The sequence below is a fragment of the Microbacterium sp. USHLN272 genome, from assembly GCF_037149655.1.
GTDB lineage: Bacteria > Actinomycetota > Actinomycetes > Actinomycetales > Microbacteriaceae > Microbacterium > Microbacterium galbinum.
In genome coordinates, this window is the sequence record NZ_JBBCRA010000001.1 from 1,269,227 (window position 1) to 1,288,894 (window position 19,668).

Consider the following 19,668-nt stretch of genomic DNA (forward strand, 5'->3'; position numbering starts at 1 on the left):
CGGTCGATGGCTGGGAGACTGGGAGCGACATCGGGAGGATGCATGGGAGCGGATGCCGCAGCGGTCGTCGTCGTGGGCGGCGGGGTCATGGGACTCGCCACCGCCTGGGAGCTCGCACGACGCGGGAAGCGTCCCGTCGTGCTGGAGCGATTCGCCCGCGGCCACCGCGAGGGGGCGTCGCACGGAGCCACGCGCAACTTCAACAACGCCTACGACGAGGATCACTACCTCGACCTCCTCGTGCGTGCGCGGGAGGGGTGGGACTCGCTCGGCGACGTCGGCGGGACTCCCCTGTTACGGCTGCACGGCCTCGTCACGCACGGTGATGTCGACCTGCGGCGGATCCACGAGCGCCTGGCCGCGCGCGGCATCCCGGCCGAGGTGCTCTCCGCAGGCGAGGCGACCCGCCGCTGGGCCGGCATGCGCTTCGACGGCGACGCGCTGTGGTCGCCCGACGCCGGCGTCGTGCGGGCGTCCGCTGCCCTGATCGAGTTCGAGCGCCGCATCCTCGCCGCGGGCGGCGACGTGCGATGGAGCACGCCGGTCGCCGCGATCGACGACCGCGGGGAGGGCATCGACATCGCTCTCGCCGACGGCTCGCACCTGCGCGCCGAGACCGTGGTGGTCACGGTCGGCGCCTGGAGCCGGAACCTGGTCGGAGAGCTCGGACTCCCCCGCCTCACGGTCACCGAGGAGACGCCCGCGCACTTCGCGCCGGTCGATGACGCCGGCTGGCCCTCGTTCAACCACTACGTCGATCCGGCGGAGTACCCGGCGACCGTCTACGGCATGCCCACTCCCGAGGAGGGCGTGAAGGTCGGCTTCCACCGCGTGGGCGACGAGGTCGACCCCGACGCCCGCCCGCACGTCCCCACGCATCTCGACACTCTCGCCGGCTACGTGCGCGAGTGGATGCCGGGACTCGACGCGACGAGCGCGGTGCCGATCAGTTGCACGTACACCTCGACCGACGACGGCGTGTTCGTCCTCGACCGACGCGGCCGGATCGTCGTCGGAGCGGGCTTCTCGGGCCACGGGTTCAAGTTCGCGACCGGGATCGGGGCGACGCTCGCGGATCTCGCGCTCGACGAGTCGGCGCGCGCCGCCGAGCCGTTCCGGCTCCCCCACGTGAGCTGAGAGGTCGGAACACGCCGCACGACGGCGTACGCACGCGGCGAGTCGTGACCCCTCACCGGGATGTCAGACGTTGCGCAGGCCCTCGAGACGCAGCGCTTCCGTGCGCAGCTCGACCGGAAGAGTGAACCAGAACTCGGTTCCCTTCCCCACCTCGCTGCTCATGCTCATGGTCCCGCCGTGCGCCTGAACGATGGCGCGAGTGATCGTCAGCCCGAGCCCCACCCCGGGCACCGCGTTCCGAGTCGCCGTCGAGGCGCGGAAGAAGCGAGTGAACAGCATCCCCTGCTCTTCCTCCGGGATCCCGAAACCGGTGTCCTCGATGCAGATGCGTGCTTCGCCCTCGCGCATCTCCAGGCGTGCGGTGACTCGTCCGCCGCTCGGCGTGAACTTGATCGCGTTCGACAGGAGATTGTCGATCGCCTGACCGATTCGGCCGGCGTCGACGAGGAGACGGATGGGTTCCGCCGGGATGTCGGAGAGGAGCTCCACACCGTTCTTCTGAGCGTTCGGCCCGGACGACTCGACGGCGGATCGCACGAGAGCGGACAGGTCGGTTTCCGCCTTCTCGAGTGGGAATCGGCCGGACTCCGCCTGCGCGGTGAAGAGCAGGTCGCCGACGAGGTTCAGAAGGCGTTTCGCGTTCCGCTCGATCACGGCCACGAAGTCCTGCTGGTCAGCGGTCAACGGTTGTTCCGGATCGTTCTGCAGCAGGTCGAGGAACCCGATGATCGCGCTCAACGGCGTGCGCAGTTCATGCGAGATCATGCCGACGAACTCGTCCTTGAGGCGTGCGACCTCGACGGCCTTGGTCTCGTCCGTGATGACGAGCAGATAGCCGCGCTGTGCGCCATCCGTCCCCTGGTACAGCGACAGCGTGAGACGCACGGGCACGCTGGATCCGCCGGCGGTGGTCATGTCGACATCGGCTTCGACCGTGCGGCCCTCGTCGACCTCGTCGAGCAGGGCGCGCATCCCGGTCGGGTCGTCGAGCGAGCGGGATGTCGCGGGATCGGCGAACAGGCCGAGTGCCGAGGGATCGAAGAAGCGATCGACGGTCACATCATCGAGCGCCTCGTCGACGGACAGACCGATGAGGCGCTCCGCTCCGGGATTCCAGGCGATCACGACGCCCTTGCGGTCGGTGGCGATGACCGCCTGAGCGGTGATCGAGCTCCACAGGCTGCTGAACGACTCCAGGAGGAACTGGTACTGCTTCTCGCTGGCCTGGAGCTGCTGGACCATCGAAAGGTTCGCCGAGAGCGCCGCCGTGCGCTCGACGACGAGCGACTCCGCTTGAGCGGTGCGCAGACGCTGGAGGCGTGAGAGCTCGTTGACGATCGCCCCGGCCACCGCGAAGACGAGGGGGCTGATCACGCCGCGGAGCCAGGCGAGCTCGCCGGCCGCCGAGTCGAGCGCGATCGGCATCAGGAAGGCGATCGACGTCAAGACCCCGATCAGGAAGACCGGACGCAACCCCGGTGAGGCGGCGAGCCAGATCACCGGGAGCAGGACGAACGACGAGAACAGCGACGCGGTTCCCCCTGTGCCGACACGCAGCACTCCGATGGCCAGGATGTCCACCGCGGGGATGAGGAGCACGATCCAGCCGTCGTGAATGCCCCGTGCCGCGAGGACCGCGGCGAGTGCGGTGACGAGCCCCACCAGAGCGATACCGACGATCGCCGCCGCCGGATTCGTGGCCTGGATACCGGGCACCGCGATCACGAGCAGCCCTGCGACGCCGACGGCGATGGCCGTGGGGCCCTGCTTCATGAGCGGTGTCGGGTCGTCGAAGTACCGCTGCCACCCGCGCTGCATGGGAGCGGGGGCGGCCGCCGTGCCCAAGGACTCGTAACGATTCATCGGTCGACTCCCGCGACGGCCCGGCGCAGGGCTGCCCCGCGCACGGGCTTGGGGAGCGCGGCATCCGCCGACGGGTACGACGCCACGTCGAGCACGGAGCTGATCACGAGGAAGCACCGCGGGAACGTCTCCCGCACCAGGCGCGCGCACTCCGTGCCGGAGATACCCGGGAGCAGCAGATCGAGCACCGCGAGCGAGGGGTCGATGTGCGGGAAGGCCGAGATCGCCGACTCGGCGTCACCGGCGGAGAACACCTCGAAGCCCTCGCGGTCGAGATGACGACGCAGCAGCGACATCTGGTCGAGGTCGTCCTCGACCACGAGGGCCAACGGGCGTGCGCTCATCGGAGGAACATCTCGCGGACGACGACCACCACGACGACGACGACGATAGCGGCGAGAGCCTGCCAGACCAGCCGCTTCTCGGAGCGTGCGTCCTGCTCGATCTCCTCGGCCTCGGCCTGGGGTGTGGGCATCTCGGTCATGAGTCGACCCGTCCGACCTTCTCGGTCTTGATCCAAGAGGCGTCGGCGCGACGCCACTCCTTGATGTAGGAATCCACGGTGATGGCGCACAGCAACGAGCCGTATCCGCAGATGTAGAGCAGGAGGCCGGCGAAGAACCGCCCGCCCGGCAGCTTCTCGACGGCCCGGGCGAGCCAGACGCCCAGCATCGAGATCGGGCCCCAGAGGTAGAAGACGAGGGCCCAGACGAAGAGGGTGTCGTCGTTCAGCGACCCGCCGAGGGCGAGCACGGCGTCTTCGAACGCCCAGGGGAACAGCGCGATGGCCATGAGGATGAGCGCGCCGAGGCCCGGGAACATGATGGCCTCGCGCCAGGAGTGCCGCCCAATGCGCCCGTCGAGTTGCACGGAATAGAGCATCGAGAACAGATAGATGCACGCGGCCGCGATCCACATGAACCGGAAGACGAACTCCGCGATGTCGCTGTGGAAGATCAGCAGGATCACGAGCGCGGTCGCCGCGACCAGCATGAAGGCCGGCAGCAGCAGGATCGTGAACCATGCGAGCCCGAACGAGAAGCTGCCCAGCTGGTGATCGGGGCTCGGTCGGAACCACAGGTGCTTGTAGATCGACGTTAACTGCACGTTGCCGCGCGCCCACCGCAGACGCTGTTTCCAGAGTGCGTCGATCGTGCGCGGTTCCTCGGCCAGCACGACGGCGTAGGGCTCGAACACCGCCCGCCGCCCCTTCAACTGGCCCTCGAAGGTGGTCATGGTGTCCTCGGCGAGGGTGCCGGTGGGGATCCGTCCGCCGATCGCCTCGAGGTTCGCCCGCGAATGGAGCTGCGCCCCGCCGGCGAGGCACGCGATCGCCCCGAGCACGTTCTGGGTGCGTCGGGCGGAGAGCTGGCCGATGATGTACTCGACCCCGATGAACCGGGTGAGGTAGTTGCGATCGCGGCTGCCCTCGGCGATGTACGCGGTCACCGCGCCGACCTTCTCGTCGGCGAGGTGCCGGGTGAGCTTGCGCAGTGCGTCGCGGGCGAAGATGACGTCGGCGTCCATGATCAGCACGGCTTCGGTCCACGGGTCGGCGAGGGCGATGTCGAGTCCGTGGTTCAGTGTGTGGGCCTTGCCCTGGCCGCCGACCTCGCGCCGCAGGTGCTCCACGCGTCCGGGGTGCTGCGCCGCCTTGGCCCGCACGATGTCGGGGGTGTCGTCGGTGGAAGCGTCGTCCACGACGAAGATCCGCAGCCGCTCCTCCGGGTACTGCAGCTGCAGCAGCCGTTCGATCGCGGGCCCGATCACGAGCCCCTCGTTCCACGCGGGGATGATCACCGCGACGTTCGGGTGATGCGCGGCCGCCTTCCCGTAGTGGTTGCGGAACGCGTGCATCGGCAGCGAGAGGAACTGCAGCCCCGTGTTGATGACGGGCAGCGTGCCGACGAGGATGCAGAGGATGAGCACGATGACGATCGCCGTCTGCCACCATTCGAGCTGGTCGATCACGGCAGCGCCTCCGCCCCGAGCAGGCCGCGCACGCGGGCGTACCGGCCCACGTCACGGGCATCATGGCTGTCGGTGGAGGCCACCAGCTCCGCACCGGCGGCGCGGAGCGCGGCCAGCGACGCGGGCTCGGGGCATCCCCACTTCTCGTTGACCTCGACGAGCGTGCCCGTGCGAGCGGCGGCCTGCGCCCACGCCGTGAGGCGCTCCTCGCCCAGGTCGCTCTCGGCGAGACCGATCTTCGGCAGCAGCGAGAAGCAGTGGGCGAGCTGGTTGCCCGGGTGGCGTTCCATCGCGGCGATGACTCCGGCGACGAAGTCGTCGAGCACGTCCGTCGTCGCCCACCCGTCGGCGATGCGTTCGCGCACGGCGGTCGGGCCGAGGGGCCCGCCGGCCCCGGGGAACTGGTGGTCGGCGATCAGGATGCGATCGATCCCCGCCGGCAGTCCGGGGATGTCGAGAGTGCCCGCGGTGTCGAGGATCTTGGCCTCGACCCCCGTGAGCACGGTCAGCCCCTCGGGCACGCGCAGGGCCGCGATCGCGGAGAGGTACTCGGGCACCCAGGTGGTGTCGCGGCGCACGTGGTCGACGATGCGGAGGGTCTCGAGGCCCGCGACGACGGCGGCCGCGACGTTCTCCTCGGGAGTCGAGACGGCGTCGTCGGAGAAGGTGGAGTGGACGTGGTGATCGCCGCGGAGGATGCCGATGCTCACGCTTCCTCCTGGTGACCGGCGTGCTCCGAGACGAGCACGTCATCGATCTCGACCACGATGTCCTCGAGGAAGCGCACCGAGGCGAGCTCCCGGAACGGAAGCCGCTCGGGCAGTTCGGCCCCCAGGAACAGGTCGACCACGAGCGAGGGGATGTCGACGCCCGCCGCGATCGTGAGCGGCAGCGCGCCGGGGAATCGCGGGTTGACCTCGAGCAGCACGGCGGCTCCGGTGCGGTCGCGGCGCAGCTGCACGTTGGCGACACCCACCAGCCCGATCGCCCGGGCGATCTCGGCGGCGGTCTCCTCGAGCTCGGGATCGTGCACGGTGCGCCCGGCGATCGCGACGCCGGAGTCGACACGCGCGCGGGTGCGCGGCACCGCGGCGACGACCCTCCCCGCGGCATCGGCGATGACGTCGACCGAGTACTCCTCACCGGGCAGGAAGTCCTGCACGATCAGTCCCTCGTCGAGCGGGAGCGCGTCGAGCGCGGCCCGATCGGGCACCAGGCGGATGCCGCGGCTCCCCGCACCCTGGCGGGGCTTGGCGAAGACGGGGAACTCCCACTCGATCGCGAGCGCGTCGGGACCGGCCAGCACGGTGCGCGGTGCGCGTCCGGTGGGGGCGCACCGCTCGGCGAGCAGCAGCTTGTCGAGCGCGGTGTCGAGGGTGTCGGCCGAGGGCGCGGCGAGGACGGCGGGGGCGAGTTCCTCGCGCCGGCGGGCGAGCGTGATGAGTTCGACGTCGACGGTCGAGATCACGAGGTCGAGGCGGTCGTCGACCACCAACTGCGCGAGAGCCGGCACGAAGTCGTCGGCCTTGCCCGGCGGCACCAGACGCCGCTGCTCGGCGGGCACCAGGTAGAGACCTGCCGCCCAGCCGTCCATGTCGGCTGCGAAGACCGTCAGCTCCGGTCGGCGCAGCAGCGAGCGGATGACGGCGACGCCGGCGGGCCCTCCGGCTCCGGTCACGAGGACGCGGGCCACGTCAGCCCTCCTGTCGGGTGAGCTCATGAGCGCCGACGAAGGCCGCCGTCTCGCGGACGATCTCGAGCGGCTCCACCGCCACGCCGCCACCGAAGCGCGACCAGTACCGAGCGGTCGCCCGCACGAACTCCGGCTCGAGGTAGGCGCGGCTCGCGGTCTGCGATCCGAAGCAGTCGAGCAGGCGCAGCTTCTGGTCGACGAAGCCGTCGATGCGCACGAAACGCGTGGGCCGGAAGTCGATCGTCGACGAGGGGCTCTGGTAGCAGGCGACCGTGCCGACGCGGCGGGTGGCGACCGTGGTCGCCTCGTTCACGGCGCGGTGATCCTGATGCCGGTCATGCGCGGAGTGCGTGTAGACGATCGTGGGCTGGATCTGCTCGACGACCTCTTCGATCAGACGCACGGTCGACCCGCCACCGGAGATCTCCGTGTCGACCAGGTCCTTGAGGAACAGGCGGGCGCCGATCAGCTCGGCGGCGGCCAGCGATTCGTTCTGACGGCTGTTGGCATCGCCTCCGCGCGCGCCTCGCGACAGGGTGAGGATGGTGATCTCGTCGCCCGCGGCGGCGTGCGCCGCGAGCACTCCCCCGACGCCGATCTCGACGTCGTCGGGATGGGCTCCGACCGCGAGCACGATCTCCTTGCGGCGCCCTTCCTCGCGACGGCGGCGGCCTTCCTCGGCGAGGTTGCGCACGACTTCGACGAGACGCGCGTTGTCGAGCGGCTTGGTCAGGAACTCGTCGGCCTGGGCGCGGAGCGCCGAGACCGCGTACTCCACCGAGACGTGGGCGGTCATGACGACGACGGGCACCGCCGGCACCTTGCGACGCAACTCCGCCAGGAGTTCGAGTCCGTTCAATCCGGGCATCTCGATGTCGGTGATGACGACGTCGGGGCGGATCTCGGCGACCTTCTCGACCGCGACGAGACCGTCGGGGGCGAGGTCGACCACGCACCCGGCCCGTCGCTCGAGCACCGTCTTCACGAGCAGGGAGACGTCCTGGTCGTCATCGACGACGAGGACGCGGATGGCATCTACGGACAATTCGGCTCTCCTTGGGGAGATTCCCGACCGTTGGGGGCGGTATACCACCGATGCGTTCGCCACCGGAAGCACGCGGGAAAGGGCGAGCAGGTTCCTCACGATTGTGGCACACGCCCTTCGCCTGACGGCGCGCGACGCCACGCAGAGAACGAGGGACGGATGCCGCGGCATCCGTCCCTCCCCTCATCCGCGCGAGCGGATCACTTCTTGTAGTTGGGCGCCTCCACGACGATCTGCACGTCGTGCGGGTGCGACTCCTTGAGCCCGGCCGAGGTGATGCGCACGAACTTTCCGCGAGTCTTGAGCTCTTCGATCGTGCGGGCGCCGACGTAGAACATCGACTGACGGAGTCCGCCGACGAGCTGGTACGCGACGGCGCCGAGCGGTCCGCGGTACGGGACCTGCCCCTCGATGCCCTCGGGGATGAGCTTGTCGTCGCTGGGGACGTCGGCCTGGAAGTAGCGGTCCTTGGAGTAGGAGGTCTGCTTGCCACGCGTCTGCATGGCACCGAGCGAACCCATCCCGCGGTACTGCTTGAACTGCTTCCCGGACTGGAAGACGATCTCGCCCGGAGACTCGTCCGTGCCGGCGAGGAGCGATCCGAGCATCACGGCATCCGCACCGGCGACGAGTGCCTTGGCGATGTCGCCCGAGTACTGCAGCCCGCCGTCGGCGATCACCGGCACGCCCGCGGGGCGGGCGGCGAGGGAGGCTTCGTACACGGCGGTCACCTGCGGCACACCGACGCCGGCGACGACGCGGGTGGTGCAGATGGAGCCGGGGCCGACGCCGACCTTCACCGCGTCGACTCCCGCGTCGACGAGCGCCTGTGCACCCTCGCGGGTCGCGACGTTGCCGCCGATGATGTCGATGTGCGCGAAGGACTCGTCGGCCTTGAGGCGCTTGACGAGATCGATGACACCCTGCGACTGGCCGTTGGCGGTGTCGACGACGAGAACGTCGACACCGGCGTCGCGCAGCGCCTCGGCGCGCTCCCACGCGTCGCCGAAGAAGCCGATCGCCGCACCGACGCGCAGGCGACCCTGGTCGTCCTTGGTAGCGAGGGGGTACTTCTCGCTCTTGTCGAAGTCCTTGATCGTGATGAGTCCGGCGAGCTTGCCGTCGGCGTCGATCAGGGGGAGCTTCTCGACGCGGTGCTTCGCGAAGAGGGCGATGACCTCGCCGGCGGCCACGCCGACGGATGCGGTGACGAGCCCCTCCGACGTCATGACGTCCTTCACGAGGGTCGACTGGCGCTCGAAGCCCGAGACGAAGCGCATGTCGCGGTTCGTGATGATGCCGACCAGACGGCCGTCGCCGTCGACGACGGGCAGGCCCGAGATGCGGTACTGGGCGCACAGCGCGTCGACCTCTTCGACGGTCGCGTCGGGGGTCGTGGTGATCGGGTCGGTGATCATGCCCGACTCGCTGCGCTTGACGCGGTCGACCTGCGACGCCTGATCGGCGATCGACAGGTTGCGGTGCAGGATGCCGATGCCGCCCTCGCGCGCCATCGCGATCGCCATGCGCGCCTCGGTGACGGTGTCCATCGCGCTGGAGAGAAGAGGAGTGGCGACCGAGATGCGACGCGTCACTCGCGAGGAGGTGTCGGCCTCGCTGGGGATGACATCCGTGTGCCCGGGAAGCAGCAGGACGTCGTCGTACGTCAGTCCGACGAAACCGAAGGGATCGTGCTGTTCCATGGATGCTCCTCCTGCGCGTGTCGCGCGACGCCGAGTTCGTGGGGCCGGCCGGATCCGGCCGGAAAACCGTATGAAGATTCTAAGCGGAGAGCGGCCGAGAACATTCCCGGAGCCGGGCACCGTGACGACCCCGATCGGCCCACCGGTGTATTGGTACCGCTCTCATTTCGTGTATTGGTACCGCTCTCATTTCGATCAGATTAAAGGTGTAGGCGAAACGCAGATCGCCCACTACAGTCAAGTGCGTCGTCCAACCCGAGACGGTCGAAGTCTGTGCGAAGGTGCACTCACCCTGGAGGTTGCGTGGGATCCACAACAATCGCCGTCCACCGGAAGAAGCCGTGGCTGGTCGCGTTCATCGGAGTGCTGCTCGCACTCGGCGCGATCCTCATGCAGCCGCCGCTCGCCGCCTCGGCAGAGACGACAGACGACGGTCAAGAGGTCACCGACTTCTACTTCGGCGGGGTCATCACCTTCGACGACGAGCCGGTCGAGGGCGTCGAGCTCTCGGTCTCCGGCAGCGGCTTCGAGGGTGAGACCGAGACGGATGCCGAGGGCAAGTGGCGCCTGTACGTGCCCGAGAAGGAGACGTACACGATCACGGTGAACGAGGAGACGCTCCCCGACGGTGTGATCGTCGACGCGTCGCTCCTCCCCGAGGGCACGCAGCCGATCTCCGGCACGACGGCGTCGTTCGAGGTGGAGTTCGGTCTCACCGGAACCAAGATCCTCAACCTCTTCCTCGGCGAGGGCGAGCGCATCACCGTCAGCTTCATCGACCAGCTGGCCTCGCGCCTCGTGGGCGGCCTGAACTTCGGCCTGCTCCTCGCACTCGCGTCGATGGGCGCGGCGCTCATCTACGGCACGACGCGACTGTCGAACTTCGCACACGCCGAGATGGTCACCTGGGGCGGGCTCGTCGGAGTCGTGACGACCTCCCTCTGGATGCTTCCTCCGTGGCTCGGCATCGCCGCGGCCGTGATCGCCGGCGGTCTGCTGGGCTGGGCCATGGATGCCGGTCTCTGGCGTCCGTTGCGGCGTCGCGGGCTGGGAGTCGTGCAGCTGATGATCGTCAGCATCGGCCTCTCGCTCGCGCTCCGCTACCTCTTCCAGTACATGATCGGTGGCGGCACCTACCAGCTCCCGGGCGCGAGCCCCGAGCCCATCCGGCTCGGACCCATCTCCTTGTCGTACATCGACATGATCGCGATGGGCGTCAGCATCGTCGTGATCATCGGGGTGGCGTTCTTCCTCACTCGCACTCGGGTCGGCAAGGCCACGCGGGCGATCTCCGACAACCCGCAGCTCGCCGCCGCATCCGGCATCGATGTCGACCGGGTCGTCCGGTACGTCTGGATCCTCGCCGGAACGCTCGCCGCGATCTCGGGTGTGCTCTGGGGCTACTTCCGCCCCGGAGTGACCTGGAACATGGGCATGCAGATGCTGCTGCTCATCTTCGCCGCGATCACGCTCGGCGGTCTCGGCACCGCCTTCGGCGCGCTCGTCGGCTCGCTCATCGTGGGTATGGCCGTCGAAGTGTCGACCCTCTGGATCCCCTCCGACCTGAAGTACGCGAGCGCGCTGGTCATCCTCATCGTGATCCTTCTCGTCAGACCGCAGGGCCTGCTCGGCCGCAAGGAAAGGTTGGGCTGATCATCATGGACTTCGGATCCATCTTCACCAACACGGCCGCTTACCTCTTCAGCCCCATCACGCTGGCATACGCGCTGGCCGCCACGGGCCTCGCCGTGCACTTCGGCTACGCCGGACTGCTCAACTTCGGCATGGCGGCCTTCATGGCCATCGGCGGCTACGGCTACGCGATCTCCGTGCTCTCGTTCGGGCTGCCGTGGTTCGTGGGCATGCTCATCGGCCTGCTCGGTGGCGCGCTCTTCGCCGTGCTCCTCGGCATCCCGACCCTGCGTCTGCGCGCCGACTACCTGGCCATCGCCACGATCGCGGCCGGCGAGATCGTGCGCCTGCTCTTCACCACGCAGGTCTTCGACGAGTTCACGAACTCCGCCGACGGCCTCGCGCAGTACAACGGCGGCTTCCGCGATGCGAACCCGTTCCCCCCGGGAACCTACGGGTTCGGCCCGTGGACGTACACCGCCAACGACCTGTGGAACCGCGTGTTCGGGCTCATCGTGCTCGCCCTCGCCGTGCTCCTCGTCTGGGCGCTGATGCGCAGCCCCTGGGGGCGCGTACTCAAGGGCATCCGCGAGGACGAGGACGCCGTGCGTTCGCTCGGCAAGAACGTCTTCGCCTACAAGATGCAGGCGCTGGTCGTCGGCGGTGTGCTCGGTGCGGCAGGCGGAATCGTCTTCGTCCTCCCGTCGGCGGTCGTCCCCGGCAGCTACTCGACGTCGCTGACGTTCTTCCTCTGGACGATCCTCCTGCTCGGCGGTGCGGCCACCGTGTTCGGCCCGACCCTCGGAGCGGTCCTGTTCTGGGTGGTCAACGCGTTCCTCGCGAGCCTCCTGCCGCAGCTGGCGAATGCCGGTCTGCTGCCGATGACCGACAAGCAGGCGGCGACCGTCGTCTACATCGTCGTCGGCGTCGCACTCATGCTGCTCGTGATCTTCCGCCCGCAGGGCATCCTCGGAGACAAGAGGGAGATGACCTTTGTCAAGTGAACTGACCCCCGAGCCGGCCGCCGCGCCGGCGACGGGAAGCATCAAGCGTCCGAAGACCACCGGTCTGACGAAGGGCGAGGTCAAGCCCGGCGTCGCCAAGGTCGACCCGATCCTCGTCGTCGACGCGGTGCAGCGGCGATTCGGCGGCATGACCGCCGTCGACGTCGAGCACCTCGAGATCCCCCGCGGCGCCATCACGGCGCTCATCGGACCGAACGGCGCCGGCAAGACCACCCTCTTCAACCTGCTCTGCGGCTTCGACAGGCCCAACAGCGGCACCTGGTCGTTCGACGGCAAGAACCTGTCGGGCATCCCGTCGTTCAAGGTGGCCCGCATGGGTCAGGTGCGCACGTTCCAGCTGACGAAGTCGCTGTCGCTGCTCACGGTCCTCGAGAACATGAAGCTCGGGGCCACCGGGCAGCGCGGAGAGGGCTTCTGGTCGAGCCTGTTCCCCTTCCTCTGGCGCGCGCAGGACACCGAGATCGAGGGCAAGGCGCGTGAGCTGCTCGCGCGCTTCAAGCTCGACGCCAAGGAGAAGGACTTCGCCGCCGCGCTCTCTGGCGGTCAGCGCAAGCTCCTCGAGATGGCCCGGGCGCTCATGAGCGACCCGACGCTGGTGATGCTCGACGAGCCGATGGCCGGCGTGAACCCGGCCCTCACCCAGTCGCTGCTCGACCACATCCTCGACCTCAAGGATCAGGGCATGACCGTGCTCTTCGTCGAGCACGACATGCACATGGTGCGCCACATCGCCGACTGGGTCGTCGTCATGGCCGAGGGCCGCGTCGTCGCCGAAGGTCCGCCCGACCAGGTGATGGACGACCCCGCGGTCATCGACGCGTACCTCGGCGCCCACCAGGACGTCGACCTCGGTGCCGTCACCGGTCGCATTCCGGTCGTCGCCGACGCCGAGGCTGCGCGCATCCGCGAACAGATCGAGGCCGAGGCAGAGGCAGAGCTCGAGGCGACGGATCCCGTCGACTCCGACAAGAAGGACAACGCATGAGCGAAGACAAGGTGGTCGTCGAACTCACGGACGTCCACGCGGGCTACCTTCCCGGCGTGAACATCCTCAACGGCGCGAATCTCGTCGCGCGTCAGGGCGAGCTGATCGGCATCATCGGCCCGAACGGCGCCGGCAAATCGACGCTGCTCAAGGCGATGTTCGGTCTCGTCAACGTGCGCGGTGGAGAGATCACGCTGAACGGCGAGAGCATCGTGGGCCTCAAGGCCGACAAGCTCGTCAAGCGCGGTGTGGCCTTCGTGCCGCAGACGAACAACGTCTTCCCCTCGCTGTCGATCGAGGAGAACCTGCAGATGGGGCTCTACCAGAACCCCAAGATCTACGCGGAGCGCCTCGAGTTCGTCACCGGCATCTTCGCCGAGCTCGGCAAGCGTCTCAAGCAGCGCGCCGGGTCCCTCTCGGGCGGTGAGCGGCAGATGGTCGCGATGTCGCGGGCGCTCATGATGGATCCGTCGGTGCTGTTGCTCGACGAGCCCTCGGCCGGCCTCTCCCCCGTGCGTCAGGACGACGCGTTCATCCGCGTCTCCGACATCAACAAGGCGGGGGTCACGACGATCATGGTCGAGCAGAACGCTCGCCGTTGCCTGCAGATCTGCGACCGCGGCTACGTGCTCGACCAGGGCAAGGACGCGTACGAGGGCACCGGGCGTGAGCTGTTGAGCGATCCCAAGGTCATCGGACTGTACCTCGGGACGCTCGCCGACGACGTCGCCTGAGCGCTTCGACGAGGGGCGGGATGCTTCGGCATCCCGCCCCTTTCTGCATGCCGCTCGGCGGTGAAGTCATGTCCCCGCCCGCACGAGGAAGGCCCCGGATGCGAGCATCCGGGGCCTTCCGAGTGATCGGTCGATCAACTCACCGATTCGATCAGTTGGTGCGCTCGATGGTGTTGCCCGCGACGTACTTGTAGATGCCGATCGTGGCGCCCTGCGGGTCGCCGTTCTCGTCGAACGTCACGTCGCCGGAGTAGCCGTCGTAGTCGGCCGTGCCGCCGTCGTTGATGATCTTGGCGCACTCGGCGAAGCTGGTGCACTTCTCACCGTCGCCCGAACCGCCCGAGACCTCCTGCATCTTGGCCGCGATGTCGGCACCCTCGGTCGAACCGGCCGCGAGCGACGCGAGCGCCACCAGGATCACGGCGTCGTAGGCCTCGGCCGCGTAGGTGAAGTCCTTCACCTCGGGGTTGCCGGCAGCCGTCCACGACGCCTGCAGGCGATCCGTGAAGTCGTCCTCGAGCGCGGGGCCCGCCTTCGTGCCCTGCGCGCCCTCGAGCGAAACCGAGATCTCGTCGCCGTAGTCGGACAGGTTGCCGTCGACCATGTAGAACTTGTCGGCCGAGATGCCGGCGTTCACCAGCAGCGGCGCGATGGTCTTGAACTGCTCGAACGACACGATCGCGACGGCGTCGGGGTTCTGCGCCTTAATCGACTCGACCTGCGCATCGAACTGCGCGTCGCCGACGTTGAACGAGACCGACTCGACGACCTCGCCGCCGGTGCCCTCGAACGTCGTGGTGAGCGCGTCGTTCAGGCCGGTGCCGTAGGCGTCGTTCTGGTAGATGATGCCGAGCGTCTTGGCGCCGTCCTCGGCGATCAGGTTGCCGAGCACCTCGCCCTGCAGCAGGTCGCTGGGCGCGGTGCGGAAGTAGAGTCCGTCATCCTCCCAGGCGGTGAAGTCGGGGGACGTGTTCGACGCCGAGATCTGGAGGATCCCCGCGCTCACGTTTCCGTCGAGCACCAGCTTCGAGACACCGGAGGCGGCCGCACCGACGATCGCGCTGACGTCGGCGTTGCGCAGCTTCTCGATCGACGTCTCGTACGCCTTGGTGTCGGTGTCGCCCTCGTCCTCGGCAGTGAGGTCGATGGTGATGCCGGCCTCCGCCGCGTTGACCTCCTCGACCGCGAGTCCGACACCGGACTCCATGGGCGGTCCCAGGAATGCCAGCGACCCCGTCTTCGGCAGCAGCGAGCCGAGCTTGAGGGTGAGATCGGTGGCGGGCTTGTCGCCACCGCTGGACGAGTCATCCGACGGGGTGCTGCTGCAACCCGCGATGACGAGGGCAGACGCGCTGACAAGCGCAATGCCTGCGAAGATCTTCGCGGTGCGCGAACCCTTCAGTGCCTTCATAATGCTCCCTTGCGTAACTGAGAGTGGACGTGACCACAGTCGAGTGCTCTAACCCTAGGGCGCGGACGCGCTCCGTAGGGGTCGCAAGTGTTTCGGTGCGTTAACGATCCGCTACGCCGTGGAATACCGGTTTCAGACGATGGGTGTGGGAGCGGTCCTTCGCCCTCGCCGCGCGGCGAGCAGCAGATCGACGACGAACACGACGATCGCGATCCAGACGATCACGAAACCCGCCCATCGCTCGGCCGGCATGGGCTCGTGGAGGAAGACGACGCCGATGACGAACTGCATCACCGGGGTGATGAACTGGATCATCCCGATGACGGTGAGATCGATCCGGCGCGCACCGGCGGCGAAGAGCAGCAGGGGCACGGCCGTCGCGATTCCGGCGCAGGCCAACAGCACCGCGTGCCATCCGCCGTTGACGCCCATCGTGAGGCCCGCCGGGGTCTGAGCCACCAGGATGAGCTGCACGACGGCGATCGGGATCAGCCAGAAGGACTCGAGGGTCAGACCGCTGACGGCATCCACCGCCGGTCCGATCTGCTTCTTGATGAGGCCGTACAGACCGAAGGACGCCGTCAGCGAGAGGGCGATCCACGGGAACTCGCCGTGGGCCACGATGATCACGACCACGGCGACCGAGGCGATCGCGATCGCCGCCCACTGGAGCCGGCGGATCCGCTCGCGCAGCACGAACACGCCCAGGAGCACCGTCGTGATCGGGTTGATGAAGTACCCGAGGCTCGTCTCGACCACGTTCCCCGTGAGGGTGCCGATGAGGAACACCTGCCAGTTGACGTAGATGAGCAGACCCGCGAGCGCCGTCCAGCCGAGGAGCTTCGGCCGCCGGATGATCGCCAGGAACGCCGTCCAGCCGCGCATGACGGTGAGAAGCAGGAGGCAGAAGACGAACGACAGCAGCACCCGCCAGGCGACGACCTCCCAGGGCCCCGTGGGCACGAGAAGCAGGAAGTACAGCGGCAGCACGCCCCACAGCAGATAGGCACCGCCCGCGTAGGCGACTCCGGAGGTCTGGCTCGACGAAGCGCGGGGGACGGAACTCACCGCACAACACTATGCCCGCGGTGCACGTCCACTGGCGGTTCCGTGGCCTGCCGGATGATTTCGGCAGGAATCGGATGCCGCGTGGCGGATGCTGCGCTTCCCTCTCGGGGCCCAAAATGGCTGATCGGTATACTGATCGGCATCGCCTGAGCCCTCGCGATTCCGCGATCCCGTCGCGGACAACCCCGCCTCCGCACCCGACGGCGGTGGTCTCCCGAAGGATGTGCCGTGCCCCCGCACACGCTCCCCCCGGTCGTCGCGTGCGGCGCCTATGAACGCGACAACCTCGGCGACCTGCTCTTCCTCGTCGTCGCCGATCATTTCGCGCGTGGCGTCGTCGATGTCGAGTACACCGCGCCGATCGCCGTCGACATGTCCGCGCTCCTCGGGCGGCGGATCACCGCGACCGGCCCGACCCTCACCGAGAAGCCCGCCACGGGCATCTGGACCGTCGGCGGCGAGGTCGGCTCCACGCAGCGCGAGTACGTCTACCGGACGGCCGTCGACGACGCCGAGTGGACGCGGTTCTCGTCGCTCGACGCGGCCGACCAGGACGCGCTCCTCGACGAGGTGATGAACGCACGGATGGAGTCGCCGTACGTGCCGCGACCGAGCGCGTTCCCCCGCAACCGCGGGGCGCGCCTGGTGCTCAACTCCGTCGGGGTCTCGGGCATCGGCGGCCTCACTCCCTGGCGTGCCGCCGTCGCCACGAGCGCCCTGCGCGAAGCGCGCTACATCTCGGTCCGCGATCCGAAGTCCGCCGAACTGCTCGAGCGCCTCGGCATCCCGCACCGTCTCGCGCCCGATCTCGTCCACACGATCGCGTCGGTCCTGCCGATCGACGCGTCCCGCGACAGCTCCGTGCTCCTTCAACTGTCGGAAGGACACATCCGCACGTACGGCATCGAGGCCTGGACCGACGCCATCGTCGCGTGCTCGGAACTCCGGGATCACCCCATCCGGCTCTTCGTCGCCGGATCCGCGCCCGCGCACGATTCGATCGAGCTCTACCGTGAGCTCATCGACCGGGTCTCGGCCGAGCGCCCGGACTGGGACATCGCCCTCAGCGACGCACGCTCGATCGACGACCGCGTGCGCGAGATCGCCACGGCCTCCCTCTGGATCGGCAGTTCGCTGCACGGCCGCATCCTCGCGTGCGCCTACGGCACGAAGCGCCTCAGCATCGCCAAGCCGAAGGTCGACGTCTACGCTGAGACCTGGGACGCGGACTTCCCGTTCGGCATCGAACCCTCCAGCCTCCCTGCCGCCGTGACCGCAGCGCTCGAGCACGAGCCGGACGCCGCGCATGCCACGGCCCTCGCGGACTCCGCGCGGAGGAGCGTGGTCGACGCCCTGGCGGTCTTCACGGAAGCGGACGACGCGCCGGAGAGCGACGCTCTCGCCATCCGCATCGATGAGGTCGCGCAGCTCCAGATCGCAGCCATGCGACTCGAGCACGAGCATGCCGAGGCGGTCCGCTCCGGCAGGGAGCGCGCAGCCGAGGCCCTCCGGCTGGCGGGTGATCGTGACGAGCAGCGTCGCGCGCGCCGCGCCGCGCAGACCGAACTCGCTCAGGCACGCGCCCGACTGCAGGAGATCGAGACGAGCACATCGTGGAAGATCGGGTCGCGCCTGACCTCCGTGGCGCGTGCGCTGCGACTTCCCCGACCATCGTCGCTCCGACGGCGCGGGCGCGACGACGCGCCCTGACGAAGAAGGGGCCCGGATGCCGAAGCATCCGGGCCCCTTCTCGGGAACGCTGAATCAGCGGACGACGACCGCCAGGACGTCGCGAGCCGACAGGACGAGGAACTCGTCCGCACCGAACTTGACCTCGGTGCCGCCGTACTTGCTGTAGAGCACGCGGTCGCCGACGGCGACGTCGAGCGGAACACGGTTGCCGTTGTCGTCGATGCGACCGGGGCCGACCGCCACGACCTCGCCCTCCTGGGGCTTCTCCTTGGCGGTGTCGGGGATGACCAGGCCACTCGCGGTGGTCTGCTCGGCCTCGACCTGCTTGATGACGATGCGGTCCTCGAGCGGCTTGATGGAAACCGACACGGTCTACCTCTTCTTTCTTGACGCTGACACGAAAGACTTGTTCGCACTCTCAACCCGAGAGTGCTAACGCCAGTGTAGGCGCTTCGCTGGCACTCATGCAACGCGAGTGCCAGCCCCGCCGCCCGCGTAGGCTGTGCGAGTGGAGATGTCCGAGCTGCAAGCGCTGCTGACCCCCGTCGGGCTGGAGTTGCTGGATGTGCTCGGCAGCGTCGAGTCGACGGACGAGGTCGCGCGCGCGGTGTCGCGGTTGCGGGCCGACGGACACTCCCCTGAACTCGTCTCGGCCGTGGTCGGCCAGGCGCACCTGCGTGCGAAGGCAGGAGCGAAGTTCGGACCGTTCGCCGAGCGGATGCTGTTCACCCGCGCGGGCCTCGAGCAGGCCACACGTCTCGGCGTCGCCGCCCGCCACGCCCAGCGCATGCGCAGCGCCGGGCTGACCCGCATCGCCGACCTCGGCTCCGGGATCGGCGGCGATGCCCTCGCCTTCGCCGGAGCCGGTCTCGATGTGCTCGCGGTCGACGCCGACCCGGTGACCGCGGCGATCGCAGCGTACAACCTCGCCCCGTTCGGTGAGAGCGCGACCGTGCAGCACGGCACCGCCGAGAGCGCCGACCTCGACGGGCGCGACGCGGTGTGGATGGACCCCGCCCGGCGCACGGCCGGGCACAGCGAGACCCGTCGCGTCTCGCCCGACGACTACTCCCCCTCGCTGGACTGGGCATTCGCGCTCGCATCCCGCGTGCCGACCGGGATCAAGCTCGGCCCCGCGCACGATCGCGATGCGCTGCCGGCCGATGCCGAGGCCCAGTGGGTCAGCGCCGACGGCAGCGTGGTCGAACTCGTGCTCTGGACCGGGGCTCTGGCCCGGGCCGGCGTGCGCCGCGCCGCGCTCGTGATCCGCGGCGAGCGCTCGCACGAACTCACCGCCGGCGCCGACGCCGTCGACGCCGAGGTGCGCCCGCTCGGCGCCTTCCTGCACGAACCCGACGGAGCGGTCATCCGGGCTCGTCTGATCGGCGACGTCGCCCGCAGCCTCGATGCCGGCATGCTCGACGAGAAGATCGCCTACCTGACCTCGGATGCCGCGCTCACCAGCCCGTTCGTGCAGTCCTTCCGGGTGCGCGAGACGATGGCCGCGAACCCGAAGGCGATCAATGCCGTGCTCAAGGCGAACGACATCGGCACGCTGGAGATCAAGAAGCGCGGAGTCGATATCGACCCGGCGCAGTTCCGCAAGAAGCTCACGCTGCGCGGTGCCGCCTCGGCCACGCTGATCCTGGTGCGGGTCGGAGACCAGCGCCGCGCGATCCTCGCCGACCGGGTGTCCGCCGCCGAGTAGG

The 19,668-nt window shown here is 68.8% G+C and carries 18 protein-coding genes; 7 read left to right on the plus strand and 11 right to left on the minus strand.

Going from position 1 to position 19,668, the window contains the following annotated elements; genetic code table 11:
* The first annotated feature begins 6 nt into the window (after positions 1-6).
* Positions 7-1,137 (plus strand): FAD-dependent oxidoreductase, encoded by a 1,131-nt coding sequence (locus WFJ97_RS06155; RefSeq protein WP_336640830.1) that lies wholly within the window; start codon positions 7-9, stop codon positions 1,135-1,137.
* 63 nt (positions 1,138-1,200) lie between these two features.
* Here WFJ97_RS06155 and WFJ97_RS06160 read toward each other — a convergent pair whose 3' ends face one another.
* From WFJ97_RS06160 to guaB, 8 genes are all read right to left on the minus strand, one after another.
* A complete protein-coding gene (locus tag WFJ97_RS06160) occupies positions 1,201-3,000 on the minus strand; it encodes a sensor histidine kinase (protein WP_336640831.1) in 1,800 nt (599 codons plus the stop codon).
* On the minus strand, positions 2,997-3,344 hold the full coding sequence (locus WFJ97_RS06165) for a response regulator (protein WP_336640832.1): 348 nt from the start codon (positions 3,342-3,344) through the stop codon (positions 2,997-2,999). The genes WFJ97_RS06160 and WFJ97_RS06165 overlap by 4 nt, the downstream gene beginning before the upstream one ends.
* Positions 3,341-3,484, minus strand: coding sequence for a hypothetical protein (locus WFJ97_RS06170; protein ID WP_336640833.1), 144 nt, complete (start codon positions 3,482-3,484; stop codon positions 3,341-3,343). The genes WFJ97_RS06165 and WFJ97_RS06170 overlap by 4 nt, the downstream gene beginning before the upstream one ends.
* Positions 3,481-4,971 (minus strand): glycosyltransferase family 2 protein, encoded by a 1,491-nt coding sequence (locus WFJ97_RS06175; protein WP_336640834.1) that lies wholly within the window; start codon positions 4,969-4,971, stop codon positions 3,481-3,483. Before WFJ97_RS06175 ends, WFJ97_RS06170 begins: the two co-directional genes overlap by 4 nt.
* Positions 4,968-5,681, minus strand: coding sequence for a PHP domain-containing protein (locus tag WFJ97_RS06180; protein ID WP_336640835.1), 714 nt, complete (start codon positions 5,679-5,681; stop codon positions 4,968-4,970). The genes WFJ97_RS06175 and WFJ97_RS06180 overlap by 4 nt, the downstream gene beginning before the upstream one ends.
* Entirely contained in the window at positions 5,678-6,664 is a 987-nt protein-coding gene (locus tag WFJ97_RS06185) for an ATP-grasp domain-containing protein (RefSeq protein ID WP_247623172.1), read from the minus strand. Before WFJ97_RS06185 ends, WFJ97_RS06180 begins: the two co-directional genes overlap by 4 nt.
* Position 6,665: 1 nt before the next feature.
* Positions 6,666-7,709 carry a response regulator gene (locus tag WFJ97_RS06190; protein ID WP_247623173.1) on the minus strand — a complete coding sequence of 348 codons (1,044 nt, stop codon included), beginning with the start codon at positions 7,707-7,709 and terminating at the stop codon, positions 6,666-6,668.
* A 200-nt stretch (positions 7,710-7,909) separates the two neighbouring features.
* The gene (guaB, locus tag WFJ97_RS06195; protein ID WP_247623174.1) at positions 7,910-9,412 is read right to left on the minus strand and encodes an IMP dehydrogenase; all 1,503 of its coding nucleotides are present in this window, start codon (positions 9,410-9,412) and stop codon (positions 7,910-7,912) included.
* A gap of 390 nt (positions 9,413-9,802) precedes the next feature.
* Between guaB and WFJ97_RS06200 the strand changes: the two genes are divergently transcribed.
* Genes WFJ97_RS06200 through WFJ97_RS06215 form a run of 4 tightly spaced genes read left to right on the plus strand, consistent with a single transcriptional unit; the run spans position 9,803 to position 13,788 of the window.
* Positions 9,803-11,065, plus strand: coding sequence for a branched-chain amino acid ABC transporter permease (locus tag WFJ97_RS06200; RefSeq protein ID WP_372491580.1), 1,263 nt, complete (start codon positions 9,803-9,805; stop codon positions 11,063-11,065).
* 5 nt (positions 11,066-11,070) lie between these two features.
* Positions 11,071-12,048, plus strand: a complete 978-nt coding sequence (locus tag WFJ97_RS06205) for a branched-chain amino acid ABC transporter permease (RefSeq protein ID WP_247623175.1) — start codon at positions 11,071-11,073, stop codon at positions 12,046-12,048.
* The gene (locus WFJ97_RS06210) at positions 12,038-13,054 is read left to right on the plus strand and encodes an ABC transporter ATP-binding protein (protein WP_442928385.1); all 1,017 of its coding nucleotides are present in this window, start codon (positions 12,038-12,040) and stop codon (positions 13,052-13,054) included. Before WFJ97_RS06205 ends, WFJ97_RS06210 begins: the two co-directional genes overlap by 11 nt.
* Positions 13,051-13,788: an ABC transporter ATP-binding protein gene (locus WFJ97_RS06215; protein ID WP_247623176.1), complete on the plus strand. Its 738-nt coding sequence runs from the start codon at positions 13,051-13,053 to the stop codon at positions 13,786-13,788. The genes WFJ97_RS06210 and WFJ97_RS06215 overlap by 4 nt, the downstream gene beginning before the upstream one ends.
* A gap of 151 nt (positions 13,789-13,939) precedes the next feature.
* On the opposite strand, the gene WFJ97_RS06220 is transcribed toward WFJ97_RS06215, so the two are convergent.
* Both WFJ97_RS06220 and rarD read right to left on the minus strand, forming a co-directional pair.
* The gene (locus WFJ97_RS06220; RefSeq protein ID WP_336640836.1) at positions 13,940-15,199 is read right to left on the minus strand and encodes an ABC transporter substrate-binding protein; all 1,260 of its coding nucleotides are present in this window, start codon (positions 15,197-15,199) and stop codon (positions 13,940-13,942) included.
* A gap of 132 nt (positions 15,200-15,331) precedes the next feature.
* The gene (gene rarD, locus WFJ97_RS06225; protein ID WP_336640837.1) at positions 15,332-16,267 is read right to left on the minus strand and encodes an EamA family transporter RarD; all 936 of its coding nucleotides are present in this window, start codon (positions 16,265-16,267) and stop codon (positions 15,332-15,334) included.
* A gap of 228 nt (positions 16,268-16,495) precedes the next feature.
* Here rarD and WFJ97_RS06230 point away from each other — a divergent pair, with 228 nt between their 5' ends.
* Positions 16,496-17,977: a polysaccharide pyruvyl transferase family protein gene (locus WFJ97_RS06230; RefSeq protein ID WP_336640838.1), complete on the plus strand. Its 1,482-nt coding sequence runs from the start codon at positions 16,496-16,498 to the stop codon at positions 17,975-17,977.
* Positions 17,978-18,031: 54 nt separating this feature from the next.
* On the opposite strand, the gene groES is transcribed toward WFJ97_RS06230, so the two are convergent.
* Entirely contained in the window at positions 18,032-18,328 is a 297-nt protein-coding gene (gene groES, locus WFJ97_RS06235) for a co-chaperone GroES (protein WP_017203655.1), read from the minus strand.
* Between the two features lie 139 nt (positions 18,329-18,467).
* On the opposite strand from groES, the gene WFJ97_RS06240 reads away from it, so the two are divergent.
* The gene (locus WFJ97_RS06240; RefSeq protein ID WP_336640839.1) at positions 18,468-19,667 is read left to right on the plus strand and encodes a class I SAM-dependent methyltransferase; all 1,200 of its coding nucleotides are present in this window, start codon (positions 18,468-18,470) and stop codon (positions 19,665-19,667) included.
* The last annotated feature ends 1 nt before the right edge of the window (position 19,668 follow it).